At 54.3% G+C, this 26,729-nt stretch carries 26 protein-coding genes and 3 pseudogenes; 18 read left to right on the forward strand and 11 right to left on the reverse strand.

Translation table 11 applies throughout. From position 1 onward, the window contains the following. The first annotated feature begins 41 nt into the window (after nt 1–41). Nucleotides 42–1,169 carry a peroxidase family protein gene (locus O1V66_RS02970; RefSeq protein ID WP_269128070.1) on the forward strand — a complete coding sequence of 376 codons (1,128 nt, stop codon included), beginning with the start codon at nt 42–44 and terminating at the stop codon, nt 1,167–1,169. Beyond that, a complete protein-coding gene (locus tag O1V66_RS02975; protein ID WP_269128071.1) occupies nt 1,160–2,221 on the forward strand; it encodes a peroxidase family protein in 1,062 nt (353 codons plus the stop codon). Before O1V66_RS02970 ends, O1V66_RS02975 begins: the two co-directional genes overlap by 10 nt. 122 nt (nt 2,222–2,343) lie before the next feature. Here O1V66_RS02975 and O1V66_RS02980 read toward each other — a convergent pair whose 3' ends face one another. After that, a complete protein-coding gene (locus O1V66_RS02980) occupies nt 2,344–2,985 on the reverse strand; it encodes a TetR/AcrR family transcriptional regulator (RefSeq protein ID WP_045047233.1) in 642 nt (213 codons plus the stop codon). Nucleotides 2,986–3,096: 111 nt separating this feature from the next. Between O1V66_RS02980 and O1V66_RS02985 the strand changes: the two genes are divergently transcribed. Beyond that, on the forward strand, nt 3,097–3,807 hold the full coding sequence (locus O1V66_RS02985) for an SDR family oxidoreductase (RefSeq protein WP_045047232.1): 711 nt from the start codon (nt 3,097–3,099) through the stop codon (nt 3,805–3,807). Nucleotides 3,808–3,956: 149 nt separating this feature from the next. Here O1V66_RS02985 and O1V66_RS02990 read toward each other — a convergent pair whose 3' ends face one another. Continuing rightward, nucleotides 3,957–4,232, reverse strand: a complete 276-nt coding sequence (locus O1V66_RS02990) for a TetR/AcrR family transcriptional regulator (protein WP_269128324.1) — start codon at nt 4,230–4,232, stop codon at nt 3,957–3,959. 172 nt (nt 4,233–4,404) lie between these two features. On the opposite strand from O1V66_RS02990, the gene O1V66_RS02995 reads away from it, so the two are divergent. The 3 genes and pseudogenes from O1V66_RS02995 to O1V66_RS03005 all read left to right on the forward strand — a co-directional run bounded on the left by O1V66_RS02995 (nt 4,405) and on the right by O1V66_RS03005 (nt 6,655). Continuing rightward, on the forward strand, nt 4,405–5,010 hold the full coding sequence (locus tag O1V66_RS02995; protein ID WP_045047230.1) for a TetR/AcrR family transcriptional regulator: 606 nt from the start codon (nt 4,405–4,407) through the stop codon (nt 5,008–5,010). 134 nt (nt 5,011–5,144) lie between these two features. Beyond that, nucleotides 5,145–5,823: pseudogene (locus O1V66_RS03000) on the forward strand (type 1 glutamine amidotransferase domain-containing protein). A 76-nt stretch (nt 5,824–5,899) separates the two neighbouring features. Further along, a complete protein-coding gene (locus O1V66_RS03005; RefSeq protein WP_045047589.1) occupies nt 5,900–6,655 on the forward strand; it encodes an alpha/beta hydrolase in 756 nt (251 codons plus the stop codon). Nucleotides 6,656–6,987: 332 nt separating this feature from the next. On the opposite strand, the gene O1V66_RS03010 is transcribed toward O1V66_RS03005, so the two are convergent. After that, nucleotides 6,988–7,731 carry a MerR family transcriptional regulator gene (locus O1V66_RS03010; RefSeq protein WP_072045060.1) on the reverse strand — a complete coding sequence of 248 codons (744 nt, stop codon included), beginning with the start codon at nt 7,729–7,731 and terminating at the stop codon, nt 6,988–6,990. A 399-nt stretch (nt 7,732–8,130) separates the two neighbouring features. On the opposite strand from O1V66_RS03010, the gene O1V66_RS03015 reads away from it, so the two are divergent. Next, complete coding sequence (locus O1V66_RS03015; RefSeq protein WP_269128072.1) at nt 8,131–8,385, forward strand: hypothetical protein; 255 nt, start codon at nt 8,131–8,133, stop codon at nt 8,383–8,385. Nucleotides 8,386–8,582: 197 nt separating this feature from the next. Here O1V66_RS03015 and O1V66_RS03020 read toward each other — a convergent pair whose 3' ends face one another. Beyond that, nucleotides 8,583–8,771, reverse strand: a complete 189-nt coding sequence (locus O1V66_RS03020) for a hypothetical protein (RefSeq protein ID WP_045047226.1) — start codon at nt 8,769–8,771, stop codon at nt 8,583–8,585. Between the two features lie 424 nt (nt 8,772–9,195). On the opposite strand from O1V66_RS03020, the gene O1V66_RS03025 reads away from it, so the two are divergent. Together O1V66_RS03025 and tmaR are read left to right on the forward strand one after the other, a co-directional pair. After that, the gene (locus O1V66_RS03025; protein WP_045047225.1) at nt 9,196–10,287 is read left to right on the forward strand and encodes an FUSC family protein; all 1,092 of its coding nucleotides are present in this window, start codon (nt 9,196–9,198) and stop codon (nt 10,285–10,287) included. Between the two features lie 64 nt (nt 10,288–10,351). Then, complete coding sequence (gene tmaR / locus O1V66_RS03030; protein WP_045047224.1) at nt 10,352–10,684, forward strand: PTS system regulator TmaR; 333 nt, start codon at nt 10,352–10,354, stop codon at nt 10,682–10,684. 77 nt (nt 10,685–10,761) lie between these two features. On the opposite strand, the gene O1V66_RS03035 is transcribed toward tmaR, so the two are convergent. Together O1V66_RS03035 and pxpB are read right to left on the reverse strand one after the other, a co-directional pair. Continuing rightward, complete coding sequence (locus O1V66_RS03035; RefSeq protein WP_269128073.1) at nt 10,762–11,700, reverse strand: 5-oxoprolinase subunit C family protein; 939 nt, start codon at nt 11,698–11,700, stop codon at nt 10,762–10,764. Nucleotides 11,701–11,792: 92 nt separating this feature from the next. Beyond that, nucleotides 11,793–12,452, reverse strand: coding sequence for a 5-oxoprolinase subunit PxpB (pxpB, locus tag O1V66_RS03040; protein WP_269128074.1), 660 nt, complete (start codon nt 12,450–12,452; stop codon nt 11,793–11,795). A 190-nt stretch (nt 12,453–12,642) separates the two neighbouring features. Here pxpB and O1V66_RS03045 point away from each other — a divergent pair, with 190 nt between their 5' ends. Further along, nucleotides 12,643–13,413, forward strand: a complete 771-nt coding sequence (locus tag O1V66_RS03045) for a LamB/YcsF family protein (protein ID WP_045047221.1) — start codon at nt 12,643–12,645, stop codon at nt 13,411–13,413. Nucleotides 13,414–13,428: 15 nt separating this feature from the next. Here O1V66_RS03045 and O1V66_RS03050 read toward each other — a convergent pair whose 3' ends face one another. After that, entirely contained in the window at nt 13,429–14,391 is a 963-nt protein-coding gene (locus O1V66_RS03050) for a hydroxyacid dehydrogenase (protein ID WP_045047220.1), read from the reverse strand. Between the two features lie 110 nt (nt 14,392–14,501). Here O1V66_RS03050 and O1V66_RS03055 point away from each other — a divergent pair, with 110 nt between their 5' ends. The 6 genes from O1V66_RS03055 to O1V66_RS03080 all read left to right on the forward strand — a co-directional run bounded on the left by O1V66_RS03055 (nt 14,502) and on the right by O1V66_RS03080 (nt 19,266). After that, on the forward strand, nt 14,502–15,170 hold the full coding sequence (locus O1V66_RS03055) for a DUF1989 domain-containing protein (RefSeq protein ID WP_045047219.1): 669 nt from the start codon (nt 14,502–14,504) through the stop codon (nt 15,168–15,170). Further along, nucleotides 15,167–15,970 carry an amino acid ABC transporter ATP-binding protein gene (locus O1V66_RS03060; protein ID WP_045047218.1) on the forward strand — a complete coding sequence of 268 codons (804 nt, stop codon included), beginning with the start codon at nt 15,167–15,169 and terminating at the stop codon, nt 15,968–15,970. The genes O1V66_RS03055 and O1V66_RS03060 overlap by 4 nt, the downstream gene beginning before the upstream one ends. Continuing rightward, nucleotides 15,967–16,623, forward strand: a complete 657-nt coding sequence (locus O1V66_RS03065; RefSeq protein ID WP_045047217.1) for an amino acid ABC transporter permease — start codon at nt 15,967–15,969, stop codon at nt 16,621–16,623. Before O1V66_RS03060 ends, O1V66_RS03065 begins: the two co-directional genes overlap by 4 nt. 18 nt (nt 16,624–16,641) lie before the next feature. After that, nucleotides 16,642–17,592 carry an agmatinase gene (gene speB, locus O1V66_RS03070; RefSeq protein ID WP_045047216.1) on the forward strand — a complete coding sequence of 317 codons (951 nt, stop codon included), beginning with the start codon at nt 16,642–16,644 and terminating at the stop codon, nt 17,590–17,592. 66 nt (nt 17,593–17,658) lie between these two features. After that, nucleotides 17,659–18,462 (forward strand): transporter substrate-binding domain-containing protein, encoded by an 804-nt coding sequence (locus tag O1V66_RS03075; RefSeq protein WP_045047215.1) that lies wholly within the window; start codon nt 17,659–17,661, stop codon nt 18,460–18,462. 132 nt (nt 18,463–18,594) lie between these two features. Further along, nucleotides 18,595–19,266, forward strand: coding sequence for a GntR family transcriptional regulator (locus O1V66_RS03080; RefSeq protein WP_045047214.1), 672 nt, complete (start codon nt 18,595–18,597; stop codon nt 19,264–19,266). A gap of 111 nt (nt 19,267–19,377) precedes the next feature. On the opposite strand, the gene O1V66_RS03085 is transcribed toward O1V66_RS03080, so the two are convergent. Further along, on the reverse strand, nt 19,378–20,340 hold the full coding sequence (locus tag O1V66_RS03085; protein WP_045047213.1) for a D-2-hydroxyacid dehydrogenase family protein: 963 nt from the start codon (nt 20,338–20,340) through the stop codon (nt 19,378–19,380). A gap of 497 nt (nt 20,341–20,837) precedes the next feature. On the opposite strand from O1V66_RS03085, the pseudogene O1V66_RS03090 reads away from it, so the two are divergent. Both O1V66_RS03090 and O1V66_RS03095 read left to right on the forward strand, forming a co-directional pair. Further along, a pseudogene (locus O1V66_RS03090) lies at nt 20,838–21,598 on the forward strand (inverse autotransporter beta domain-containing protein); the annotation flags it as partial. A 186-nt stretch (nt 21,599–21,784) separates the two neighbouring features. Next, nucleotides 21,785–22,612 carry an Ig-like domain-containing protein gene (locus O1V66_RS03095; protein WP_269128325.1) on the forward strand — a complete coding sequence of 276 codons (828 nt, stop codon included), beginning with the start codon at nt 21,785–21,787 and terminating at the stop codon, nt 22,610–22,612. A gap of 66 nt (nt 22,613–22,678) precedes the next feature. On the opposite strand, the gene O1V66_RS03100 is transcribed toward O1V66_RS03095, so the two are convergent. From O1V66_RS03100 to O1V66_RS03110, 3 genes and pseudogenes are all read right to left on the reverse strand, one after another. Continuing rightward, entirely contained in the window at nt 22,679–23,749 is a 1,071-nt protein-coding gene (locus O1V66_RS03100; protein WP_045047212.1) for an ABC transporter ATP-binding protein, read from the reverse strand. Beyond that, nucleotides 23,742–25,510: pseudogene (locus O1V66_RS03105) on the reverse strand (ABC transporter permease). The gene O1V66_RS03100 and the pseudogene O1V66_RS03105 overlap by 8 nt, the downstream one beginning before the upstream one ends. A gap of 86 nt (nt 25,511–25,596) precedes the next feature. After that, entirely contained in the window at nt 25,597–26,685 is a 1,089-nt protein-coding gene (locus O1V66_RS03110; RefSeq protein WP_045047210.1) for an ABC transporter substrate-binding protein, read from the reverse strand. Nucleotides 26,686–26,729: the final 44 nt, after the last annotated feature.

Here is a 26,729-nt window from a genome sequence, read left to right on the forward strand (position 1 = left end):
TGTATATCTTATTTCTGGAACATCAAAAAAAGGAATGCAAAGTGAGCAACAACATCATAGAAACCGAAAACCATGAGTCCGGCGGCAAATGTCCTTTCCATAAAGGTATCGACAAAGAAGCCGCAGGCGGTGGAACAAATAATAAAGACTGGTGGCCCAAGCAGTTAAGGGTCGATTTGTTGAATCAACACTCCTCTCGTTCAAATCCTCTTGATGAGGAGTTCCAATACCGTAATGAATTCGCCAAGCTCGACTACTATGCACTCAAGGCCGATTTACGCGCCTTGCTGACGGATTCCCAATCCTGGTGGCCCGCCGACTGGGGAAGTTACATCGGACTCTTCATCCGCATGGCGTGGCATAGCGCCGGCACCTACCGGTTCTATCGATGGCCGTGGCGGTTCCGGCCGGGGTCAGCAGCGATTCGCCCCCTGAACTCCTGGCCCGACAACGTCAGTCTGGACAAGGCGCGTCGTCTACTCTGGCCGGTGAAGCAAAAGTACGGGCAGAAAATTTCCTGGGCCGATCTCTATATCCTTGCGGGCAACGTCGCGCTGGAAAACTCGGGTTTTCGAACCTTTGGTTTTGGTGCAGGGCGTGCCGACGTCTGGGAACCCGATCAGGACATCAACTGGGGTAACGAAATCAACTGGCTCGAGCATCGTCATCCCGAATCGCTGGCGCAGGAACCGTTGGGCGCCACGGAAATGGGACTTATCTACGTCAACCCCGAAGGGCCTGAGCATAGCGGTGAACCAACATCCGCCGCTGCGGCAATCCGCGCGACCTTCGGCAACATGGGCATGAACGATGAAGAGACCGTCGCGCTGATAGCCGGAGGTCATACGCTGGGTAAAACCCATGGTGCCGGTCCTGCCGATCAGGTAGGGGTGGAACCCGAAGCCGCGCCGATTGAAGCTCAGGGGCTGGGCTGGATTAGTCAGTATGGTTCCGGGGCAGGTGCGGATGCCATCACCTCCGGTCTTGAGGTCGCCTGGTCGCAAACGCCGACGCAGTGGAGCAATTATTTCTTCGAAAACCTGTTCAAATACGAGTGGGTGCAGACGCGCAGTCCGGCAGGCGCAATCCAGTTCGAAGCCGTCGATGCCGAAGAAATCATCCCCGATCCCTTTGATCCGAATAAAAACGCAAACCCACCATGCTGGTGACGGATTTGACGCTGCGTTTTGATCCCGAGTTTGAAAAAATCTCGCGTCGTTTCCTAAACGATCCCCAGACCTTCAACGAGGCCTTCGCCCGAGCCTGGTACAAGCTGACTCACCGCGATATGGGGCCTAAGGCACGCTATATCGGACCGGAAGTGCCCAAGGAAGACTTGATTTGGCAGGACCCTTTACCGGCGCAGACTTACACGCCGACCGGTGAAGATATCGCCTTCCTCAAAGAGAAGATTGCCGAATCCGGTCTGACGGTGAGCGAATTGATTTCAGTGGCCTGGGCGTCGGCCTCAACCTTCCGGGGTGGGGACAAACGTGGCGGCGCGAACGGCGCGCGACTCGCCCTGTTACCGCAAAGAGAGTGGCAGGTTAACGCCATTGCCGCGCGCGTATTGCCAACGCTGGAAACGATTCAAAAAACCGAGGGTAAAGCCTCGCTGGCCGATATCATCGTGCTGGCCGGGGTCGTCGGCGTGGAGCAGGCAGCCCGTGCCGCCAACGTGTCCGTCGAGGTTCCGTTCCTGCCCGGTCGCGTCGATGCGCGACAGGATCAGACAGACATCGAATTATTCGATTTGCTAAAGCCAAAAGCGGAAGGTTTCCGTAACTATCGCGGAGATTACAACGGCACGGCCACGGAAAACCTGCTGATCGACAAAGCTCAGCAACTGACCCTGACGGTACCGGAACTCACCGTGCTGGTAGGCGGACTCAGAGCGCTGGGAGCGAATTATGACGGCAATCATCATGGTATCTTCAGCGACAAGGTCGGCGAATTAAACACCGATTTCTTCGTGAATCTGCTGGATATGCGCAACGAATGGAAAGCCGTTGATGCCTCCGGCGAGGTCTTCGAAGGTCGCGATCGCCAGAGCGGAGAAGTGAAGTTTACCGCGACGCGCGCCGATCTGGTGTTTGGCTCCAACTCTGTATTACGCGCGGTGGCAGAGGTCTATGCCAGCGCCGATGCGAAAGAGAAGTTTGTAAAAGACTTCGTTGCAGCCTGGACCAAAGTCATGAACCTTGACCGGTTCGATATCTAAAGCAAACCGGCCTAATCGGAGGAGATTTCTCTCCGATTAGGTTTTTTCGCCGATGTTTGGGGCATTTTCTTCCTAAGTTTTGCCACTATTTCACTTGAAAGCGTCGCCTGATGCCTTGAGCGTTACTGCTTTGGCAGCTTCCCCTTCGCGACCGGCCAGGCTTGCAGCGCGGCGAGCATCACCGAGTGCAAATCGCCTCGTGTAGCGCCGTCCACGGCCGCCACTGACAATCCCTGCAAAACGGTGGCATAAAAACGCGCCAGCGAGGCCGAATCCGTTGTCTGCGGCAAAACGCCTGCCTTGACATCACGTGCGATACGAAGCTCCAGCATCTCTCTAAACTCTGCCCTCATTTTGCGCAATTCTGCCGCCATCTCCGCGTTTTCAACCCCGACCATCAGCATGCCGCTTGAAATCATGCAGCCTACCGGCTTGTCGGGTTGGGTCACAATGGCGATTCCGCGCTCAAGCATCAGTTTAACCGCCGAGTAGGCGCAAGGGGTGGCGGCTATCTCTTCACCTGTAAGATTCCCGGCGGCATAAAGACGCAAAACCTCGCGATAGAGGTCGGTTTTGCTGCCGAACGCATGGTAGAGACTCGGTGCCGCAATACCGATAGCCAGACAAAGGTCAGCTATCGACACGCTTTCAAAGCCGTGTCGCCAGAAAAGATCCAGCGCCGTTTTGAGGGCAGCGTCACGATCGAAGGTGGATTTGCGTCCGCGCGACTTCGGCGCGGCGCATTGGGAGGTCGGTGTTGTCATGCTGTCATTATATGAGCTTGACAGAAGGGCGCAAGCGTTTAAAGTTTAGTGGTCATTAAAGAATAAGAAATCATCCCAGCTCACTGAACATTACACAAGGAACTCGACTTCATGATGCACGAACAGCAGGTGGTCATTATTGGCGGATCGGAAGGGATAGGCCTTGCGGTCGCTAAAGCGGCGCGGGCCTTGGGTGCACGCGTTCTGTCGGTGGGAAGAACCGCCGAAAAACTGGAGGCGGCGCAAAGGGTCGTCGAAGGTTTGGAGGTTGCGGTCGCCGATATCAACGATCCCGCCTCGCTCAGGGCCGTGTTCTCAGGACTGGATGCCATCGACCACACCTATATTGCAGCAGGCAGCACCAAGATGGGCAGCCCGCTCGACCCCGAACTCGATAACTTCAAACACAAGTTTGATGAGCGACTCTGGGGCTCCGTTGACGTCGTTCGCGCCGCGCAGGACAAGATGCGGGCAACGGGATCCTTTACCTTTACCGGCGGATTGTCGTCGGACCGTCCCGTAAAGGGCGCGTGGGTGTCGGGCATTGCGACGATGGCCACGGAACAGCTTGCGCGCGTGCTGGCATTGGAGCTTGCGCCGCTGCGTTTCAATGCTGTCGCGCCGGGTTACACGGACACTCCCATGTGGAATACGATTTTTCCGGACAATGGCGTTCGACTCCTTGGCGAGACAGTACAGAAAAACCCGGTTCCACGGCTGGTCACCGCGGATGAGGTGGCGCAGGCGGTATTATTGCTGATGCAAAACAGCGCGATTACGGGCGAGACGATTCACGTCGATTGCGGCGCAAGGCTGGTCTAGTCGCAGCCAGGCAAACACGGCCGCGGGCATTAGGCTATAAAGCGCCGCGGCATAATGGCTATTGCGCCTTTGCACGGGATGCCGCAACGGTAACATGCGTCATTAACTGTGCTCATGTTTTCCCTCGGCGATGAACATTCTTACGGCCATCAATTCTTCGCGCTGCTCGAGGCATTTGCCGTGACTTTCTCCTGCACGGAAACCCAAAACACCCTAAGTAGCCACTGTTCATGGACCTTGAACAGGTGGCTGATGGCCTGCGGGGGATGGGGCGGATAAAGTTCGCCAAAAAACCGCTGTTGCCGTGCCTCCATAACGCACAGGGTGAGCTTTTCACAAGACGGGAAATACCGGTAAAACGTGCGGGTAGAGACGCGCGCTTCGGCACAGAGAGGGTCCATGCTGGTGGCGTTAAGATCATGAATATAAAAAACTTTTTATGCCGCCGGTAAAATATCCTGACGTTTATTCATACAATAAAAGTAAACCGATCGCTTTACTATTGCAGACTTATCGGGAAATTTACGTCCTCAAAAAGTTTAAAAGTATTTAAAATTACTTCTAGACGACTGGTCTAGTTGGTGATAACGTAAGCACATGACTACTGCAACCCAAACTCATAACAGCGATATCCGCGAACATATTCTCGAAACTGGCCAGCGTATTATGGCGGGTAAAGGGTTCTCGGCTGTCGGATTAAACGAAATCCTCAAGGACGCAGGCGTACCGAAAGGATCGTTTTATCACTACTTTGCCTCGAAGGAAGCCTTCGGTGTGGATTTGCTCACCCGTTACTTCGACGATTATCTGGCTGAGCTTGATAGCACATTGGCCCAGCCTGGCATCACGATGGCGCAGCGTCTGATGAACTACTGGCAGTTGTGGCGAGAGACACAGTCTTTCTCCGAATGTCAGGGCAAATGTCTGGCGGTGAAACTGGGCGCGGAAGTTGCCGACCTCTCGGACAGCATGCGCCTTGCGCTCAAGTCCGGCACGTCGGGTATTATCTCCAGACTGGCAGAGGCGCTGGAAATCGGTATCGAAGAAGGCTCACTGACGCTGGATGACCAACCCGGCAAAGTCGCGGAAAGCCTTTACCAGCTTTGGGTCGGTGCCAGCGTGATGGTCAAGATAGTGCGCAACACGGAACCCTTTGATTCTGCCATGCAGATGACCAGACACATTATTCATATCTCCCGTTAACGGGAGATAGCAAGCTCGACACGTACGCGCTTTTTTTATACCCAAGCACTATACGACTGGTCTATTTTGATTTAGCTACGGTATAGACGACTGGTCTAATCAATGTTTTCCTACTCACGATAAAGGACAGTAAAATGAAAATTCTTATGGTTTTGACCTCACACGATCAACTGGGTAACACAGGCCGCAAGACAGGTTTCTGGCTGGAAGAACTGGCAGCCCCTTACTACGCCTTCAAAGACGCCGGGGCGGACATTACGCTGGCCTCTCCAAAAGGCGGCAACCCACCGCTGGATCCAAAAAGCAACGAACCTGATTTCCAAACCGAGCAGACTCACCGCTTCGAAGCCGACGTCGAGGCAATGGCGCAACTGGCCTCGACCGTCCGTCTGGACAGCGTGTCACAAGCCGATTACGACACCGTGTTTTATCCGGGCGGGCACGGGCCGCTGTGGGATCTGGCGGAAGACCCGCACTCCATCGCACTTATCGAAGCATTTCTGGCGGCCAACAAGCCCGTCGCGCTGGTTTGTCATGCGCCGGGCGTTCTGCGTCATGTGAAAACGCCAGCAGGCAAACCGCTGGTGGAAGGAAAAAAGTGACCGGCTTTACCAACACGGAAGAAGAAGCGGTCGGCCTGACCCACGTCGTGCCTTTCCTGGTCGAAGACGAGTTGATTGCCAAAGGCGGTCTGTATTCCAAGGGGTGGACTGGAGTTCTTATGTCGTCACCGATGGCTTGCTGATTACCGGTCAGAATCCGACTTCGTCTGCGGCGACTGCCCAGCAACTGATTAAACAACTGGCCGAGTAACGGGCCAACGGGCAGGGATGACAGTTCATATGCTGTCATCCATGCCCATCCTGATTCGCGCAATGGAGAGAAGATGATGCTGAAGAAAACACTGACTGCAATGGCGTTAGGCCTGGTTGTGTCCGTTTATGCTCAGGCCTCGATGGCTGAACCGGTCAAAAATATTGTTTTGGTTCATGGCGCGTTTGCCGATGGCTCGGGTTGGAACCCCGTGGCGCTCCTCCTCGAAAAGGCGGGCTACAGCGTGTCCATTGTGCAGGAACCTCAAACCTCGCTGGCCGATGATGTGGCCGCCACTCGACGTATCATCGCCCTGCAACAGGGTAAAACGTTGCTGGTTGGGCATAGTTATGGCGGAATGATTATCAGCGACGCCGGGAATTCGCCTTCCGTAGCCGGACTGGTTTACATCGCGGCGATGGAGCCGGAGGCGGGCGATTCGTTGCTGAGTCTGGCCAAAAAATACCCGCCGGCCAGCCAATCCATTGTTGAAACAGCCGATCATTTCCTCTATCTAAAACCCGACTTCTTTCACGCCGATTTCGCTGCCGATATTCCCAAAAAACAGGCCGATTTGATGGCGCAATCTCAAGTTATGCCTGCCGCCGCCGCTTTTGGCACAGCCGCAGTTGAACCGGCGTGGAAGTCAAAACCAAGCTGGGCAGTGGTCGCCACGCAAGACCGCGCCATCAATCCTCAACTGGAACGATTCATGGCCAAACGTGCCGGCAGCACCGTGACCGAGCTTAAAGGCAGTCATGCGATTTATATTTCCCAGCCCGAAAAAGTAGCCAGAGTGATTGAAACCGCCGCCCAGAGTTTGTCCAAATAACTGATGTCTGAAATTCATCGGCCCGTGTGTATTTCGCCACGGGCTTTTTTTGTCTGCTGAATAAGGGAGTTAACACTTTCGGATTTTAATCTGCGGGACTTCCCACCCCACGATGAGCAGGAAAATCCTGATTGTAATCAATTAGTTTTTTTCTTATTTGTAGCAGGTTGGCAGGCAACCGCTGACCTGGTATGGCAGGCAGAAACTCCAGACATTTTTCCCTTGCCTGAATGTCCAATGCCTAAGCCTTGTCGCGTAGTTATCCCGCTAATGGTGATTGGCTCCGGCACCAGGTTGCGGCTCGAGTGGGGTTCCAGTGCATCGATTAGATGTTAAATATAGCGAATTTTTTGGTCAGGGCCGCAGAGCAGGATGGGATTGCCGAGATTCAGGCTGTGTCTGTAAAACCAGTGCATCAGAGGGCTGATACCATCGCCACACCAGATAAGATGATGAACATAGGCGCGAATGGCGGTGGCCGGTATATCGGTTGCGGTATCGCACAACTCTACACAAAATCCCTGACCCGAGAGGCGTATGGCTTCCAGCCAGATTTCGGTGGCGTCCAGCGTGCTGGCGGCTTCCAGAAAAAGGGGCGTTGCTTCTCGCGCATAGGCTTCGGCCATAGTCTGCTGTGCATAATCAACAATAGCCTGATGAAATCGCGTCAAGGTATAGGCAGCATTTGGCTCTTTATTATTGATAACCTTGCCGTAGACCGGACGCAAATAGCTGTTGACGAAGGCATCGCCCGAAAAGGTTTCCGACAGGTGCTTGATTCGCTGGTTTATCTGTTCGTCCGTCCCTTTTTGCAGAAGATAAAACAGGGCATCCGTATGCTCCTGCCATCGACTAATCTGAGGCAGAGTCGTGTCGTCGAGATAATTTTTTGTCTCGTCGAGCGTCAGACCTTTATTGGTTAAATCCAGTATTCGGTAGGCCTGCGCCAATTGGGGATAGGTGTAGCCGGTCTGCGTATCAAGTGGGGCAAGTAGACCTGCACGGGTCCAATGATGAAGTGTGTTGGGTAAAACGCCAAGAATGTCGCAGACAACATCAAGTGTTAGAGAGTGCAAATAGTCACCTTTTTTATATTTTTTATATTGTTACGAGTTTGCTGCGCGAACGGGACGAAACGGACGTTAGCAAAACTTGACGCCGGAGTGGTAGTCGTAGACCGGCATTTCGTACAGTCATTCGATAAAAAAGGCAGAGAAGTGACAAGGTTCAAACTTCGTTTATGCGTCTGGACCAGGAGATAAATCAGCGGTCCGGCTCTGAACGACGGCGACTGGTGGCGGGAGCGTTATCTCGCGAAGGGATGAAGCAAAGGCTGGGGAACCAACACATCGGCCGGCGCATGAGCAGCGTTGCAGCGTCGCGACATAACAGGTTACGTGAAAAACTCGCGAAGGGGTTTTCTGTTGCGCATTGCCAATGGTATTCTCTGAACCAATAATTCATGAGGGGGTGGCATGTTAAAAAAATCATTAATATCAATCGCTATACTACTTTCGATGCCGCTAGCCGCGTCCGCAGCGCAAATCTACTCCTGTAGCGTGACCCACAGCACCGAGAGCGAAAGTGGCGTGGTGCAATCTGAACGTATCACGGCCAGCTCACCGTTAACCGATAACGGCGACACTTTCACTATCAATCCCGCCGGTCTTGGGGAAAAACCAGCCCTGCGCTTAAAGCGATTAAAACGCCAGACGGTGGACAAATCATGACCGCCAAGGCGCTTGACGGCATGATGTTCGCGAAATTCTCGGACAGCTATGTCATGCGAAATTCCAAGGAAGGTTACATCTATACCGACTGCAAGCCGGTGTCCAAAAACTGACAGGCATGTGCCGCATTCAGCACCCTTATAGAAAGCAGAAAACCCGCTCAGGCGGGTTTTTTTCGTCATGACTCGCTGTTTGGGTTAAACGAATTTAGCCGTCTTCTTGGCGCCTTTTGCTGCCTCGATAGGCTCTTCGGAACTGAGCCATTCGTCGAATTTAAGATAGGCTTCCAGGAATTTTACGAAATAGTTGATTTCGCTCATGTGCTCGACGTTGTGATCCATATACTTTGATGCCAGTTTGAAAGCGTCGTCGTTGTCAAATTTCATAAGTCCACCTCGGCTGAATGTAGTATTCAATGTGCGATCCGTGCAACCTGACAGGCCGGGATCGAGAGTGAAACTCTAAAAAGAGTACTCGAGTTTCCAAAAAACACCTGCAAAAGTAACACAAAACTTAACATATGAAACAAGCAGACTTTATTTCTGTTAACAATGGCATTTTTCGACACTTTCCTAAAGACCATCTATCGTGAGAGGAGGCAGCTAAAATGTTGTTGTCGAGCGATAAAATCGCGGCAGGATAGGCACGTTTTTCCGCAAAGTCGCGTCAATAATCTGATTACGCAGCGCTTTTTAGACGGATTATTCCGACAAATGAGAATTTTTACTGTAAATGCCGAGTGATTGCCCGATACAACTCGGATAACATATAAGAATATTATTATCCGGGTTCATCCAGGCGGTACCGGTTGTGCGCTTAGACAAGAAAATTTCTTCGCTCGATAATCTCATTTACTCCAATTATCGCGTGACCCACGGGTTGCGAATGGGGTTGGCTTTTGTGCTGACCTTCCTGATAGTCCGCATGACGCAATTACCGGAAGCCACGTGGCCGATGATTACGCTGGTGGTCGTCATGGGGCCTATCTCTTTTTGGGGAAACGTGGTGCAACGCGTTTCGGAAAGGATTATCGGAACTGTCGGCGGGTCCATCGCGGGCATGGCGGCGCTGTGGCTGGAACTCTATTCTTTACCGCTGATGCTGATGTGGTGCGGGCTGGTGGTCTTCGCCAGCGGGTATCTTGCTCTAGGAAAGCGCGCCTACGCGGGTCTGCTGCTTGGTGTGACGCTGGCCGTCATTATTGGTGCCGGTCCGGGCGATATGGAAACCGCCCTGTGGCGAAGCGGTGATGTGCTGATTGGTTCGTTGCTGGCCCTGCTTTTCTCGAGTATCTATCCGCAGCGCGCCTTTATTCACTGGCGCATGCAGATGTCCGATTACCTGATGTCGCTGAACAAACTGCACAGTGCCTGGCTGTCGCCGAATATGCTGGAGCGTCCGCGATTACAGAAGAAACTCAAGCAGGCGATGGCGCAGATGATAAAGATGCGTGCGCTTCATGCCGCATCGAGTAAGGAATCGCACATTCCGCGTGAAGTGTTCGATGCCTCGCAAACGCTGTGCCGCAATCTGCTGTGTACGCTCGAACTGCTGGCCGATGCCTACTGGAGCTCGCGCGAAAGCCATTTTATCATGCTCAATGCCCGCACTTTGCGCCACACCCAACGCTCGATTCTGGAAGCGCTGCAAAAGCTGAGTTTTATGTTGCGTAACGGCTCGATGGGCGATGAGCTGCAAATCAGTATTCAATTGAATGAATCGGCGCTGGAGCTTCAGGAACTGATGCAGTCGATGAACCGTGGCAAGAATAATGAAGCACAAATCTATGGCTACGTCTGGCTCAGTATGCAGGTTACCGATCAGCTTAAGTCATTGGGGGATTTGCTCACAATGGCAATGGATAAGCAGGAGCCGGTTGTGGTCGCGAAGGCTGAATCCTGATAGTCTGTCTGCTATTGCGGGCAGTCAGTAAATGAATCTGTGTAACTTAATCGAAGGTGTAAAAATGGATAATATTACTAAGCCGAGTTTCCAGGACGTCCTGGAGTTTGTACGTATTTTTCGTCGTAAAAACAAACTTCAGCGTGAAATTGTCGATAACGAAAAGAAAATCCGCGATAACCAGAAACGTGTTCTGCTGCTCGACAACCTGAGCGATTACATCAAACCCGGCATGAGCATCGATGACGTTCAGGCCATCATCGCCAACATGCGTGGCGACTATGAAGACCGCGTTGATGACTACATCATCAAAAACGCCGACCTGTCGAAAGAACGTCGCGAGATGTCCAAAACGTTGAAAGCGATGGGCGAAATCAAAGCCAACGAAAGTAAGTAACTGTTGTCTTTCCCCCACCTCTGCGTGGGGGAACTGTCCGCTTTCTGCTTTATCACACTCTTTCCGCACTTCCCTTTCTAGGCCTCCGCCTGCGCCGCCTTGCGGACTTTATTCAACCAGTCATCAAGTAACGCCTGACGTCCCGCCCACAGACTTTCGGCCTTTTCCACATCCACGATTTCGAAACGTAAAAAATCACCGGGTTTGGCCTGACCCAGACGAGCGAGATCCGCGCGGATGACAGTGGCTATTTTCGGGTAACCGCCGGTCGTCTGGCGATCGTTCATGGCCACGATAGGCTGCCCGCTGCCGGGGATCTGAATACTGCCGCGCGCGATGGCATCGGACACGATGTTAAAACCCTTGGTGTGAGCCAACGGGTTGCCGGTGAGGCGATACCCCATACGGTCGCTTTGCTCGCTCACCCGATAAACGTTGTCGACAAACTGGCGAAGCGCCGATGCATCAAAATGGTCGTCCTGCGGGCCTGCAATGACGCGAATCGGTCGCCTTTCACGTTGCGGCATCAGGCGCTGTTCCGGCATGCCGTGTTCGCCCCGGGACGCAGGCAATCGATCGGCAAGCGGCAAGACATCGCCTTTTTGCAGCGGTCGGCCGGCAAAACCGCCGAGTCTGGCACGCATTAACGTCGACACACTGCCCATGACCGGTTGCACGTCAAACCCACCGGCCACGGCAAGATAACCGCGCGCGCCGCTCAGTGCGCGAGTGATGTTAATAATGCTGCCCGGAAACAGGGTAAAGCGACGGAAGGGCATCTGAACCTGGTCATCGACCGTCAGCGCCATATCGCCGGTAATGGCGACCGTGCAGGGACGCGCGCCCGTCAGGCGCAGCCTCGCCCCGGTCAGCGTAAATTCCAGTGCACCGGTATTGGCTTCATTGCCGACCAGCGCATTGGCCAGGGCAAAACTCATCTCATCCATCGCGCCCGAAGGAGGCACGCCGCAGTCTTCAAAACCAAAGCGGCCGAGATCCTGCAAGGTCGTGTACAAGCCGGGGAAAGCACCTCGAAACCGTTGTTCATTGCCATGTCCACGTGGGTAAATAGTCAGTCTGGGAGGAGAGATCCTGATACGCTTCGAGGTCAATCGCGCTGAAACGCACGCGATCGCCTGCGCGAAACAAAAAAGGGCTGTCGCGTTCGGGGGCAAAACTGCGTACCGGCGGTTCGTCCTATCAAATGCCAGCCGCTCGGCGCTTCGACCGAACCTACGGCGGTCTGCATGCCGCCGATGCTGATACTGCCCGCGGGCACCTTCAGGCGCGGCGATTCGCGGCGGGAGGTGTGCAGCAGCGGATCCAGCCCGCCGAGATAGGCGAAGCCCGGCATGAAACCTATCATGTAGACGCGATACGCCACCGCACTGTGTCGCGCGATCACCTCTTCGGTAGAGAGGTGGTGAAACTGCGCGAGCCAGTCAAGGTCGACGCCATTATCGCCGCCGTAATTGACGGGAATTTCCCACAGACGGACGGGATCGGCTTCGCCGTCGGGTTGAGATAGAAGATAGTGCAGCGTTGCAATCAGCGCGTGCTGGCGAGTCTGCGTAGAGTCATACCCTACGGTCAATGCGCGGTAAGTGGGCACCAGCGAAGTCACGCCTTTTACGCCCGCATGGCGCACCCGGGCCGCCAGCGCCGTGACGCGGGCGTTGACTGCTTCATCAATCACCTCGCCAAAATCGACATAAACCGCCTGATCGGCGATGGGCAAAATCCGCCACGGTATTACGTGTTCAGTCAAAACAGGATCCTCTCTACAGCCGCTATTTTAATCAGATTCAATATGGAATACTTTTGGCATACCAAAGGTGTGCTGTCAACACACCAAACAATTCTGGCCGCAGTCTTGCATGGCTTATAAGCAGACAACGGTAAGAGCCGCTTGAGATAACGCAAAAAAGGTGCCAATTGCGCGCACAACGGGAGAGAGGATGCTTATAGATTTAAACAGCGATATGGGTGAAAGCTTTGGTGCCTGGAAAATGGGTGAAGATGACGAGATGCTGTCGATTGTCACCTCGGCCAACATTGCCTGCGGCTTTCATGCGGGCGATCCGGATGTTATGGCCGACACGTTAAGCGCGGCGAAAGCGAAGGGCGTTGGCGCGGGAGCGCACCCAAGTTTTCTGGATATTCAAGGGTTTGGTCGTCGGCAGATTCTGGGTGAAACGCCTGACCAGATACAGAGGCAAATCATCTATCAGATTGGCGCCCTCAAGGCACTGGCCGAAAGTCAGGGTTACTCGTTGCAGCACGTCAAAACCCACGGGGCGATGGGCAACATGGCGGCCGAAGATCCGGAGCTTGCCAGGGCGGTGGCACAGGCTATTTATCGGGTTGATCCCGAGTTGATTATGGTAGTGATGCCGGGCATGGAAACGGAAAAGGCGGCCGAAAAGATGGGGCTGAAAATGGTGCGGGAAATCTATGCCGATCGCGCCTATACCGAAGCCGGTACGCTCGTCTCGCGCAAGTTGGCCGGTGCGGTGATTCACGACCCGCAGCAGGCCGCCACACGGGTCATGCGCATGCTGGAAAGTCAGGCGATTATCACGCTGGAAGGGGTAAAATTGCCCACGCGTATCGACAGCATCTGTGTGCATGGCGATACGCCGGGCGCGGTAGAAATGGCGCGCCAGCTCCGCTCCCTGCTTGAAGCCAATGGCATGACACTGGCGCCGATGGCAAAAGTGATTGCCTAAACAGAGGACCCGCCGTTAACGACGGCGGGTTTCCCAGATCTCTGGATTGATTATCGACGCCGGACAGCAATCCTGAAGAGTCTCAATCACGCCCGATACGGCGGCGCTGGCCATGCGCATGAGCGCCTGCTCTGCCGAGGCCGCCGCGTGCGGAGTCAGTACCACATTCGGCAACGTCGTCAGCGGGCTGGAGGCAGGCAGCGGCTCGACGGCAAACACATCCAGACCCGCTCCGGCTATCTCTGCGTTTTGCAATGCATGAATCAGCGCCGGTTCGTCTATCAGCGCCCCACGGCTGGTATTAATCAGAAAGGCCGATTTTTTCATCAGGGCCAGTTCCGCCGCACCAATCAGATTCTGCGTTTCTGGAAGTGAAGGCGCGTGCAGTGACACGATATCGCTTTCAGCCAGCAGGCTTTGCAGGCTGTGCGCCTTGTGCAAACCGAGTGCCGCCAACTCTTCGGCGCTGCGGCGGGTCAAGACCTGCACGCGCATGCCCATCGCCTGCGCCAGTGTGGCCACTATCTGGCCGATAGCACCAAAGCCGACAATGCCCAGGGTTGCACCGAACAACTCGCTCAGGCCGCCCTGAAATCGGAAGGAAAATTCGCCTTTGCGCACGGCGCTGTCGGCGGCGGGAAGGCGTTTTGTCAGCGCGAACATCAATCCAAGGGCATGTTCCGCCACCGAGCGATTATTGGCACCCGGTGTATTGAACACGACTATCCCCAACGCACTGGCAGCCGCCAGATCGATGCCGTCAATCCCGACACCGTGAACGGCGATTGCCCGCAGATTAGGCAGTTGCACCATACGAGTGCGTGAAAATTGTCCGCTGCGGTAAATGGCGGCGACCACATTTTCGGCGCGTGCATCCTCGCAGACGGCTTCTCCTACCAACGGTTCGATGCCGTTCTCCCTGAGTTGCTGCAAGCCGGAAAGGTGAATGGGTTGGGGAATCAAACAGGTTTTGTTCATTTTTTCACTCTTTTAGATAAAAAATGTGCGCTTGGCATTTTAATTGCATTTCTTGTGTATACCAAAAGAATGCCAAGTTGGGTATTTGAATTTTTAGTGTGAGGAAACCTATGACCGCCAAAAACGACGCTTCTCTGTCCGATTTCATATTGGATGCCACCCGCGGGACCGCCGTCGCGTTACAGCTAGGTCAGGTGTTAAGCATTACCAATCTTCAGGGAAATCAGGTTGTCGATGCATGGGCTGTGATGCAGTCCGATCCCTTTGAATACGCCTCGATGGAACATACCCGCTCCGTGAACAGCAATCTTTACTTTGAGCTGAACATGCCGGTAGTCAGTATCTACCGCCAGCCGATGTTCACGCTGGTGGGCGACACGACTCCGGGCCGTCATGACACCTTGCTGTGCCCCTGCAACGCGGCGATTTATCGCGAGCTGGGCTGCACGGATTACCACCGCAGTTGCACCGACAACTTCCATGAAGCGCTCGCGGAGCGGGGCATTTCGCTGCCCTTTACCCCGGCTTCGTTAAATTTGTTTATGAACGTGCCAATCACGCAGGCGGGGGAACTCGACCGCGTACCGCCGCATTCTGTCGCCGGTGACGTACTGCAACTGCGCGCCGAAGCGGATATTTATCTGGTGCTTTCTGCCTGCCCTCAGGACATCACGCCTATCAACGGCGCATCGCGCCAACCGGCCGACATCGGGCTGGCGGTGACGTCGTCCGCCGGAGACAACAGCTATGCGAAAACCGTGCCGGAGGGAAGCAAATGATTGAATCATCAACGCCTTTATTAACCATCAAAGAACTGAACAAGAGCTATGGCGATCTTCACGTCCTGAAAAACGTGGCGCTGGACGTTCACAAGGGCGAAGTCGTGTCGATTATCGGTGCCAGCGGTTCAGGCAAAAGCACCTTTCTACGCTGCCTGAATGTAATGGAAATGCCGCAGAGCGGTTTTATGAATTTCGACGAGTTCGCATTCGATTTTCGTGACGGCGCAAGGGCGCAACCTACCGAAGAGCAGTTACGCCTGCTGCGCGCGCGCATCGGCATGGTGTTTCAAAGCTACAACCTGTGGCCGCACATGACGGTGCTGGAAAACGTTATCGAAGCGCCGTTGCGGGTGAAAAAAATGTCCCGAAAGCTGGCGATTGAGCTGGCTGAAAGCCTGCTAAGCCGCGTGGGGCTGTATGAGAAGCGCCATCAATATCCGGCCAAACTGTCGGGCGGGCAGCAGCAGCGCGTCGCCATTGCCCGCGCACTGGCGATGAAACCCCAGCTGATGCTGTTTGACGAAGTCACCTCGGCGCTGGACCCCGAACTGGTGGGCGAAGTGCTGTCACTCATGGCGTCGCTTGCCGATGAAGGCATGACCATGTTGCTGGTAACCCACGAAATAGCCTTTGCCCGCGACGTCTCATCGCGCGTGGTGTTTTTCGACCAGGGCGTCATGGCCGAAGACGGGCCGCCCAATCAGGTGCTGCATAATCCTGAAAGCCCGCGTTTACGCCAGTTTCTTAGCCGAATTTTGCACGAAGATTTCAAGGGATCGCAGGAGAACCGTCCATGAACCAGATTTGGAGTGACATCAATACCTATGGCATGGGGTTTCTCGAGGCGTCGTGGACCGTGTTGCTGATTACGCTCTCGACCATCGTGCTTAGCTGGGTGTTTGGATTCGTGGCGGTGAGCGCCAAAACCTCGAAGGTGAAATTATTCCGTGGCATGGGCCGGTTCTATATCTGGTTTATTCGCGGCACACCGGCGCTGATTCAGATTTTTGTGGTCTATTTCGGCTTTCCGCAAATCGGCATTCATCTGTCGCCGTTCGTGGCGGGCGTCTTTGCGCTGGCGTTGAACAGCGGGGCTTACGTGGCCGAGATTATCCGCTCGGGCCTGAAGGCGATTCCGCGCAGTCAGGTCGAATCGGCTTCTGCGCTGGGCATGAGCAAAAACGAGATTATGCGTCGCATCGTCTTGCCGCAGGTGTTTCGCATCGTGCTGCCGCCACTGACCAACGAGGCGATTTCAACGCTGAAAAATACCTCGCTGCTCTCGACCATCACGGTGATTGATATCACGCTGTACGCGCAGACCATTATTTCCGCCACCTTCCGCCCGTTCCAGTTTTATATCGCGGCGGCCCTGATTTACCTGCTGCTGACCACGCTGTTGACCGAGCTTTCCGACTGGCTCGAACGTCGTCAGGCACGCTTTAGCTGATTATTACGGAGCACTGTTATGAGCGTTTTACCGACCGATTCTCTGGAAACCCCGCGCTTTTGTGGCGTGCCGACTTTTATGCGCCTGCCGATGGCAACCAATTTGAGCCAACTGGATGCCGCCATTATTGGCCTGCCTTCCGATTCTGGCGCCCCGTTTCGCACGGGGGCGCGCTTTGGGCCGAATGCGGTACGAGCGATGTCTATCATGCTGCGTCCTATCAATCCTTATCGTAATGATATCAATGTGTTCGAGACGCTGCGCTGCGCCGATGCGGGCGATGCCGCCACTGTGCCGGGCTACGAAGAAGAGTGTCTGCAACGCATAGAGCAGGCGGTGTATGCCCTGTCCAGCGCGGGCGTGGTGCCGTGCGGTATTGGCGGCGATCACTCGATTACGCTCGCCGAACTGCGCGCCGTAGCCAAAGTTCACGGGCCGGTGGCGCTGGTGCAGTTCGATTCGCACAGCGATACCTGGGACAAATATTTTGCCGATAAACGCTACAGCGCGGGTACGCCTTTTCGCCGTGCGGTAGAAGAGGACTTGGTGGACCCGTCGCATTCGATTCAGGTCGGGCTGCGCGGCTCGCTGTTTCGCACCTCCGACATCACGCAATCGCTGGATCTGGGCTACGAAGTGTTTACCACGGATCAGATGTTTGATCTGGGCATCAAGGAGATGGCGCAGCGCATTGCCGAGCGCACTGCGGGTCGTCCGACCTTTATCACCTTCGATATGGATTTTGTCGACCCCGCCTTTGCGCCGGGCGTACAGACGCCGGAAGCGGGAGGACCCAGCGCGCGTGAGGCGTTATTACTGCTGCGCGCGCTGAAAGGCATCAATATGGTGGGCTGTGACGTAACGGAAATCAGCCCGATGTACGACGGGCCAGGGCAGATTACCTCGCTGCTCGGGGCAACTGTGATGGCCGAACTGTTGGCGCTGTTGGCCAGTGAACGCGCAGCATAGCGCGAGACGTTGAAATAGTTACAACATACAGGGTATTTCCTTCACCTATAACTTGAGAGTGACATCATGAAAATAAAACATTTTCTCGGCATGGCCACCGTTCTCGCCGCAGTGTCCATTCCTCTGTTTGCCAATGCGGCCGACAGCACTGCCAATCTTGAACTGCTGAAACCGGGCAAACTGTCTGTCGCGACAGAGGGCACCGATCCCCCGTTCAGCATGCGCGGCGCCAACGGCCAGCTCGACGGTCTGGAAATTCGGGTCATGAAAGAAGTGGCGCGTCGTCTGCATCTGGAATATACGCCGGTGATTACCAAATGGGACTCGATTCTGGTCGGTCTGCAAGCCAACCAGTTTGATATGAGCAGTGCGGCGATGGACATCACACCGGCGCGGCAGAAAGCTATCGTCTTCTCCGATGGCTGGATAGAGTCGGGCGGGCGCATTATTCTGCCGAAAAATTCGGACATCAAATCGGCGCAGGACCTGAAAGGCAAGCGAATCGGGGCACAGGTTTCCTCTACCTATGCCCAGTTGGCAATCGATCACGGCGCAACGCTCAAGAACTATATCGATGTCACGGCGGCGGTGCAGGATCTTGCCAACGACAACATCGACGGGGTTATCAACGACTCCATCGGCAATGCCTATCTCATTAAGGATATGCATCTGCCGTTAACGCAAACGCCTGACTATGTGAGCGTTATTCAGAAAGGCTTCGCCTTCAAGAAAGGAAAACCGAATCTGGTGGCGGCAGTAAACAAAGCGCTGGCGGATATGAAGGCCGATGGCACCTATGCTAAACTCGTCACCCCTATTGTGGGCTTCGATCCGGCACCGAAAGATCCGGTACGCACGCTTCCTCAGTAAACTGTGTCATGACCCTCGGCGGGACACAGTCTGGTTATGAGCGCCTTGCAGGGTGCGCATCCGGGCGAGAAAAAGCAGGGCAGGCACCCGTGTCTGCCTTTTTTATCAGTCTTGTTAATGTGAAATGACACCATGGATTCCATCAAAAGTACGTCTGATTTGATTGGTGAGCGCGAGCAGAATCTCGGCAGTAAAGCCTACGAGGTGCTGTTGAATATGCTGATTAACCGGGAACTGCCGGTCAATACGGTGCTCCAGGAAAGGAAGCTGGCCGAGTTGCTGAATATTTCACGCACGCCGGTTCGTGACGCACTTAACCGTCTGGAAAACGAAGGTTTTATTATCCGTACTGGCGGACGCACGCCGGTGGTGAAGGAGTTTTCCATTCGCGAGCTGATTGAAACGCTGCACGTGAGGCGCACGCTGGAATCCGAAGCCGCCAGCTTGTCGGCAGGGCGAGTGCCGGTCAAGGAACTGGACGCCATTGAAGCCGGTATCCGCAAGCTGCTTGCCGAAGAAAACCCAAGCCCGCAGGAAGACTGGGAAATCGATAGCCGCTTGCACACCGCGCTTGCGCAGTACAGTGGCAATCAGTTGCTGACGCAATATATAGAAAGCCTGCGACTTAAAACGCGGATGTTTAACCTGCGTCAGGTACCTGAGCGGTTTGTCAGCGGCCACCATGAGCATCTGGAAATCATCGCGGCGTTACGCAGCGGAGATGCCGAAGCCGCGCGCGCCGCTGCCGCCAGACACATCGATAATGTGCGCGAAAGCATTGTTCGTCGTTTAAGTCAGCTCTAATGTCGTCGATTGCGGTTAAAATCTCCCAACCATGCGGTTATTTTTACCCATTTGGCAATAGATTAATAACGAATAAAACCATTATCGAGCGCAAATTATTTTAATCAGTGGTCAGCCTCCCAGTAATCGCACCGGCTGACCCGCCTGCCATGCCTGAATATCTTCGATGGCTTCCTTGAAATAGATTCGATAATTGTCGTCGGTGACGTAGCCTAAATGCGGCGTAGCCAGCACGTTTGGCAGATGCCGATAAGGATGATTGTCGGGTAGAGGTTCCTGGTCAAATACGTCAAGCCCCGCACCGGCAATCTGATGATTGAGCAGTGCTTCCAGTAGCGCAGGCTGATCTACCAGCCCCGAACGGGAAGTGTTAATTAAAAAGGCGCTGCGTTTCATGGTTGCCAAATCTTGCGCATCGATAATTCCCCGACTGCGTTCACTCAACACCAGATGCAGTGAAACCACATCGCTTCGCGCGAGCAATGCCTGTTTGGACTCGGCCAGTTCCGCGCCGTGTTCTGCCGCGCGTTCAGGCGTCAGGTTCTGGCTCCACGCCAACACCTTCATGCCGAACGCCTGTGCTATTGTCGCCATTCGCTGACCAATTTTACCCAGTCCTATCAGCCCCAGCGTTTTTCCGCGCAGGCCGACACCCAGCGTGCTTTGCCACGGCCCACTGTTGCGGATGGAACGGTTTTCAACGGGGACATGACGTGCCAATCCGAGAATCAATGCCCAGGTCAGCTCGACGGGCGCATCCGATCCACTGCCGGTGCCACAGACCGTGATCCCCTGTGCCTTTGCTGCCGCAAGATCGATAGACGCATTACGCATGCCTGAGGTAATGAGTAGTTTAAGTTTCGGCAGTTGTGCCAGCAGGGAAGCGGTGATCGGCGTGCGTTCGCGCATGATGACCAGAATATCGGCCTCTTTCACGGCATCGACCAGCCGCTGCGGATTCTGTAGGGGATTATGTAGCGCAACGACCTCGACAGTGGGTGAAAGCGTTGACCAGTCGGCCTGACACAAGGCGACGTTTTGGTAATCATCAAGAATAATGCAGTGTAGGGTCATGGTGTTTTTCCCGAGATGCGGTTTTTGATTTTATCTGGGTACGTAAAAGTTATAGCAGCGACTGAGAAAGAGGGAAAGGGTAATGTGTCTTGCCCGGTTGTGACGTAAATACTCTCCTGAGATGATTTATATCATTAATGCCTTCCATAATAGCGCTCTCAATTAACGCTCATAATAAAATTAATTAGGATGACTTTTTTAGCCGGGCTGCATAATTTGTCCTTGCTGATTTTTTGTTTTTAAATAAACACGAAAGGGCTTTCACCTTTGAATGATATTGAGCATGATACTTTCCGTTGTCCTTTATTTTTGTGGCTCTTGAGGTGCGAGAATTTTTGTCTATTAAATATATTTAAGGGTAATGTCAGGTTCCTTAATCTGAGTTTTTCTGTGCAATGATGCCTATTAATTAAAAGGATTTTAATTCAATGAGATCACGGCCGTTAGATAAAAACATTGGAATGATTACGATTATTCCAATGACGCTGTTGATAGTAATGCAGCCCCTGTCACAACCCGCCAACGCGGCGGGGCGGGCGGCCTTTAATTATGCGGCACATCTTGCCACGCAAACCGCTGCGCAAAGTCTGGAAAGCGAGTTAACGCGGTTGGGAGGCACCTCGCGGATTACGCTGAGTCCTGCGGCAGGTTCATCCTCTTTCGATATGGCGGGCGACGTGCTGCTCCCTCTGCTTGATAACAAAAACGACGCTCTGCTGTTTACTCAACTCGGCCTGCGCCGCGCGGATGCACGCCATACCCTGAACCTCGGGCTAGGTATGCGTTATTTTAGCGACGCCGCGATGCTGGGCAGCAATCTGTTTCTGGATAATGACCTGACGGGTAATAACCGGCGCTGGGGAGTTGGCATTGAAGGTTGGACGACTCACCTTAGGTTGGCGGCAAACGGTTATAGGCGGCTGACAGACTGGCATCCTTCGCGCGATGGCGCAGGGCTTCTGGAGCGCGCGGCCAACGGCTGGGATATTGAAGCCCAGAGCAGCTCACCTGCCTATCCCCATGTTGGCGGAAGACTGAAATACGAAAAATATTATGGTCGGCATGTGGCGCTGCGTCCTCGAGACTCTCGGCAAGACAACCCCTCTGCATTGAGCGCCGCGTTAAGCTGGACGCCCATGCCGCTCTTTACGCTGGAAGGAGAACATCGGCGGGCGGGGGGCATCGTCCTGACAATCTGCTGCGTCTGATGGTGAACTATGATTTGGGTCGCTCACTGGCGGCAAGTCTGGACCCGGCCCAGGTTGCGTCTATGCGAAGCCTTCGGGGAGGGCGTTTCGATCTGGTGTCACGCAACAATCACATCGTGCTGGATTATAAAAAACAGTCGCGTATTCATTTTTCAATGAATGAGATAATTCAAGGCCTTGCCGGTGACAACCGTTCTCTGGGAATCAACGTTTCTTCAACGCACGGCGTAGCAAAGATGCGGTTAATTGCCGATGAATTCAAGGCCGCCGGAGGCATTATTCTCAATGAAGAAAGTGCAGCGGCGTCGATTATTCTTCCTGCCCGTAATAGCGAGACGGATAATACTTATCCGCTTATTGCGACAGCCATAGACAGTCGTGGGCAACTCTCCACGCCGTTACAGGCGAGAATCGTCGTGAATGCGGAAATCGACAGTCAAGGTTCGTCGGCAGTCATTACGGATCCCGAGTTAGTGGCGGACGGAAATAAGTCAACGACGTTAACACTGAAATTAAATAATAAAGATAATAAACCGGTGAGCGGCATGACGAATAAACTTCATCTGGCAGTGAAATCTCGACAACTTTCACCGCTTCCCCTCAGCTTTACTCAATATCGCGAGACATCTATGCCGGGTATTTATGCCGCCACGCTCACGGCGGGTACGCAAGCGGGGAAGGTAGTGATGGTTTCTACCTTGCAGGGTCACAAGCCTTTTGAAACCGTTGTTACGTTGAAAGCGGCGGAATTACCCGATATCAAGGTGGCTGCCGTTACTCTGCACGCCGATAATCTTAAACCGCTGGAAAAACAGCGCATTTCCCTGACTGCCCATGTTAAAGGCAGCGATGGCAAGGCGTGTGAAAACCAGTGGGTGACGTTCTCCTCGGCTCATAAAAATCTGCAAATTACAGATACGCGGGTCAAGACCGACAGAAATGGAGTCGCGCGCACTACGGCCCTTGCAATAGCCGCTCATATGGGCGTCGAAGTGGGCGCTACGTCCGGGGCTGTCAACTCGGAAAAACTTACCATTCTTATCCGCTACCGATTGCCAAGTTAACGTGTCACCTAAATACCGTAAAAAGTAAGGCAGGAGAAGGTAGCAAAACACGCTCCTGCCCGTGGTTCAGGCTTTAGGGAAGATCCAGACATCGTTGACAGGCAAGGTCAGGCGACAGACCGCGGATTCCCGTACATCGGTTCCGTAGGCGCGAATCACAAAATCATCGGCCTGCGTGCGGAACAGATACTCCCAGCGGTCGCCAAGATACATGCTGGTCAGTAACGCCAGCTCCAACTGGTTATCTTCCTGCGCCTCTGTAAGCCTTACGCGCTCAACCCGTATCACCGCCGTGCCTTCGGTGCCGGCCTGCAAACCTTGTCCGGCCATGCCCCACAACACCCAGTCTTTACCTTCGATGCGCGCCTTGCCGTCCCGAATTTCAGTCACTTTGCCGTGCAGCCGATTATTGCTGCCCATGAATTCGGCGGTGAAGAGGGTAGTGGGTGAGCCATACATTGACTGAGGCGTGCCCTCCTGCTCGATTTTGCCGTTATTGAGCAACAGGATACGGTCGGAGATCGCCATCGCCTCATTTTGGTCATGCGTGACCATCAGCGCCGACAGGCCCAGCTTGATAATCAGTTCGCGCAGGAAGACGCGCGCCTCTTCGCGCAGCTTGGCATCGAGGTTCGACAGCGGTTCATCCAGCAAAATCACCGGCGGGTTGTAGACCAATGCCCGACCAATGGCCACGCGCTGCTGCTGACCGCCCGAAAGTTGATGCGGATGGCGATTGCCGAGATGGCCAAGCCCAAGCTGGTCCAGCACGTTTTGCACCCGCTGTTTCAACTCGCCGGAGGCGGTTTTGCGCAATTTAAGAGGATAGGCCACATTCTCGAACACGGTCTTGTGCGGCCACAGCGCATAGGACTGAAATACCAGCCCGAGATTGCGCTCTTCTGCCGGAATTTCGCTGCGCGAGGTGCCCGCGTAAACGGTATTCTTGCCGATCACGATTTTGCCCTGCGTGGGTTTTTCGAGTCCGGCGACCGCCCGCAGCAAGGTGGTTTTTCCGCTGCCGGAAGGCCCGAGCAGGGAAACCACTTCACCACGGCGTAACTCCATCGACACACCCTTGAGCACCGGATTGTCGCCATAGGTTAAATGCAGATCTTCTACCGTCAATTCAATCATGTAATTTAACTCCAAAACGCAGGGCAATCCCCAAACCGAGCACCACCAGCAGAATATTGATGAAAGAGAGCGCCGCAACAATGTCTATCGCACCCGCCGCCCACAGCGAGACCAGCATCGATCCGATGGTTTCCGTTCCGGGGAGAGGAGATAGACCCCCGTAGAATATTCGCGCTCGAAAATAAGAAACATCAGCAGCCAGGAGCCAATCAATCCGTAGCGGGAAAGCGGGATGGTCACGTGGCGGGTAATCTGGCCGCGCGTCGCGCCGGTACTGCGTGCCGCTTCTTCAAGCTCCGGCCCGACCTGCAACAGGGTTGACGAGATAAGCCGCAGCCCGTAGGCCATCCACACCACCGTATAGGCCAGCCACACGCTGAAAATGGTGCTGCGCAGCGAACGCAGCCAGACGATAAAGTGCTCTCGTAACCAGTCGGCAACCGGCAGCGCTGCCATCCAGCCGTCTTTCAGCGATCTGTCCAGCCACATCGGCAGAAACAGGAACACCCACAGAAAGGCCAATCCCGCCAGCAGGCCCGGAACGGCACGCGGTACCAGCACGCTATAATCGAGAAAGCGCGTGGCGCCATCGGGTTTGCGGTGCATGGCAATGCCGATAAACAGATAGCACACCACCGCAAGCGCTCCACCGATAACCCCGATTGCCATCGAGTTGACGATGGCCCGCAGCAGGTTTGGCTGTTGCCAGATAGTGCGGAAGGTATTGAGCGACAGTTCATCCCACAGGGAAACGCCCACGCCCCAGTTGGAGATAAATGCCCGCAGCACGACCCCGACCAGCGGCACGCCAATGGTAACCGTCAGCCAGAACACCACCACCGCGCCCGCGACCCAGCGCCATTTGCCGAGGGGCAGGGCGCGTGCCTGTGAAGCTTTGCCCTTGACGGTAACGAAACGATTGGCGGTGCGCATCAGTCGACGTTGCAGCATGACCAGCGGAATCGTAATACAGATAAGCACCACCGCCACCGCCGCCATCAGATGATAGGAAGGCGTGCCGAGTTTATTGGTAAGTTGATAGAGATAGGTGGCCAGCACCAGATTGCCCTCCGGATCGCCGAGCACCAGCATCAGCCCGAACACTTCCAGCCCAAGAAAGAACAGCAGCACGGAAGCGTAAAGGATGGACGGGCGAACCATGGGCAAACTCACGGCGGTCATTACCTGCAAGGGCGAGGCACCGGCCGTGCGTGCGGCTTCTTCGACATCAGAGCCGACACTGCGCAGCGCCGACGAAATATAGAGATAGGCGTGAGGCACGTGTGTGAGTCCGGCAATCACCACAATGCTTGCCATCGAATAGATATTCCACGGCACAAAGCCCAGCAAGGCGTCAGCCCATAGCGAAAAGAAGCCGACCGGGCCGGCCGCAACCACGTAGCCAAACCCAAGAACCATGGGCGAGACAAAGATGGGCACCAGAATCAGGGGTTCGATAAAACGTCGTCCGGGTAAATCGGTTCTGACCATCAGAAAGGCCAGAATACCGCCAAGCGGAATGGCAATCACCACCAACCCGAAGGCCAGAATAAAGCCGCTTTTCAGCGCCTTGTAAAAGTCGGGATCGGTGAAGATAAACGCGAAGGATTCCAGACTCCATTCTTTGGAAGGGGAAAAGAACGGGGCGGAAAGAAAGCTCTGAATGATGATAAACGAGAGCGGGACATAAATGACCAGCGCCGTGATTGCCACGACCACACCGCGCGGCAGACTTTGCCATTTTCTCAGCAATCCACTCATAAAAATCCCTATATTCTCAAGTGAGACAGAGAGTTAACGCCCTCTTTCTGCAAAGGAAAGAGGGCGGGAGGGGAGATAACCGTGGACTATTTCGCCGAGGCTTCGCGCCACTGTTTGATGTAGTCCAGACGTTTTTTCTGTTGCAGATACTCAAGCAGGGTTTCATCGACAGGGATAGGCTTGAGCGCGTTACCGAGCATTTTGGTCATGCCATCGATGTCGTTCTTGCCTTCGATATCGTTACGAATGGATGGAATATCGGCCTGATTGGCGAGGATGCTCTGGCCTTTTTCAGACAGCACGTAGTCGAGCCACAGTTTGGCGGCATTGCTGTTGGCCGTGTCTTTACTGATGAAACTCACGCGCGACAGTACCAGCGTGTAATCTTTTGGATAGGAAATCCCAAGTGTCGGGTCTGTCTTGGCGCGCGCTTCGGCGTAGGACCCGAGGATATTGAAACCAATCAGGTTTTCGCCGGAAGAGACACGTTCCATCATGGTGCCGGTGGAGGATTGCACGGTCAGGCCACCTTTGGCGATATCGGCCAGCCGTTTGAAGTAGTCAGGATCGGCCTTGAAATCCTGTACGGACAACATAAAGCCCAGCCCGGATTTTTCGATATCGTAGGTGGTGACTTTGCGCTTGAATTTATCGGTTTGACTGGCGATGAGTTTTGCAAGCGCAGCGTGGGAATCAGGCACGTCACCGGCCGGGATCAGCCGTTTGTTATAGATAAAGACCACGGGTTCATACGTGGTGCCGTAAGCCTTGTTCTTCCAGACCGCCCACTTTGGCAGTTGGCTCTGTTCGGGCGAAGCATACTCTTCGGCGTATTCGGTGGCCAGTTTCAGGCCGGTGTCCATCGACGAGCTCCAGACGACGTCACCGCTTGTGCCGCCCGCCGCCTGCTCGCTGATATAACGGTTGTACAGCTCGGTGCTGTTCATGTCGTTATATTCAACCTTAACGCCCGGATAGGTGGCTTCGAAGCCCTGAATCAGCGGGCCTGCCGCTTTGGTATCCGTGGTTGAATAGATAACCACCTTGCCTTCTTTTTTCGCGCCATCGACCGTTTTCTGATAATCGGTCGGGTAACCCTTGGGAAAATCTGCCCATGCAGAGACTGAAAAAGCCACGGTCAACGTAATCAAAGAAATTTTGAATTTATTTAACATTTATATTTACCCTTGTTTACATATCGGAAATATAAATTAACATA

The organism is Rouxiella chamberiensis, from assembly GCF_026967475.1.
In the GTDB taxonomy this organism is placed as follows: domain Bacteria; phylum Pseudomonadota; class Gammaproteobacteria; order Enterobacterales; family Enterobacteriaceae; genus Rouxiella; species Rouxiella chamberiensis.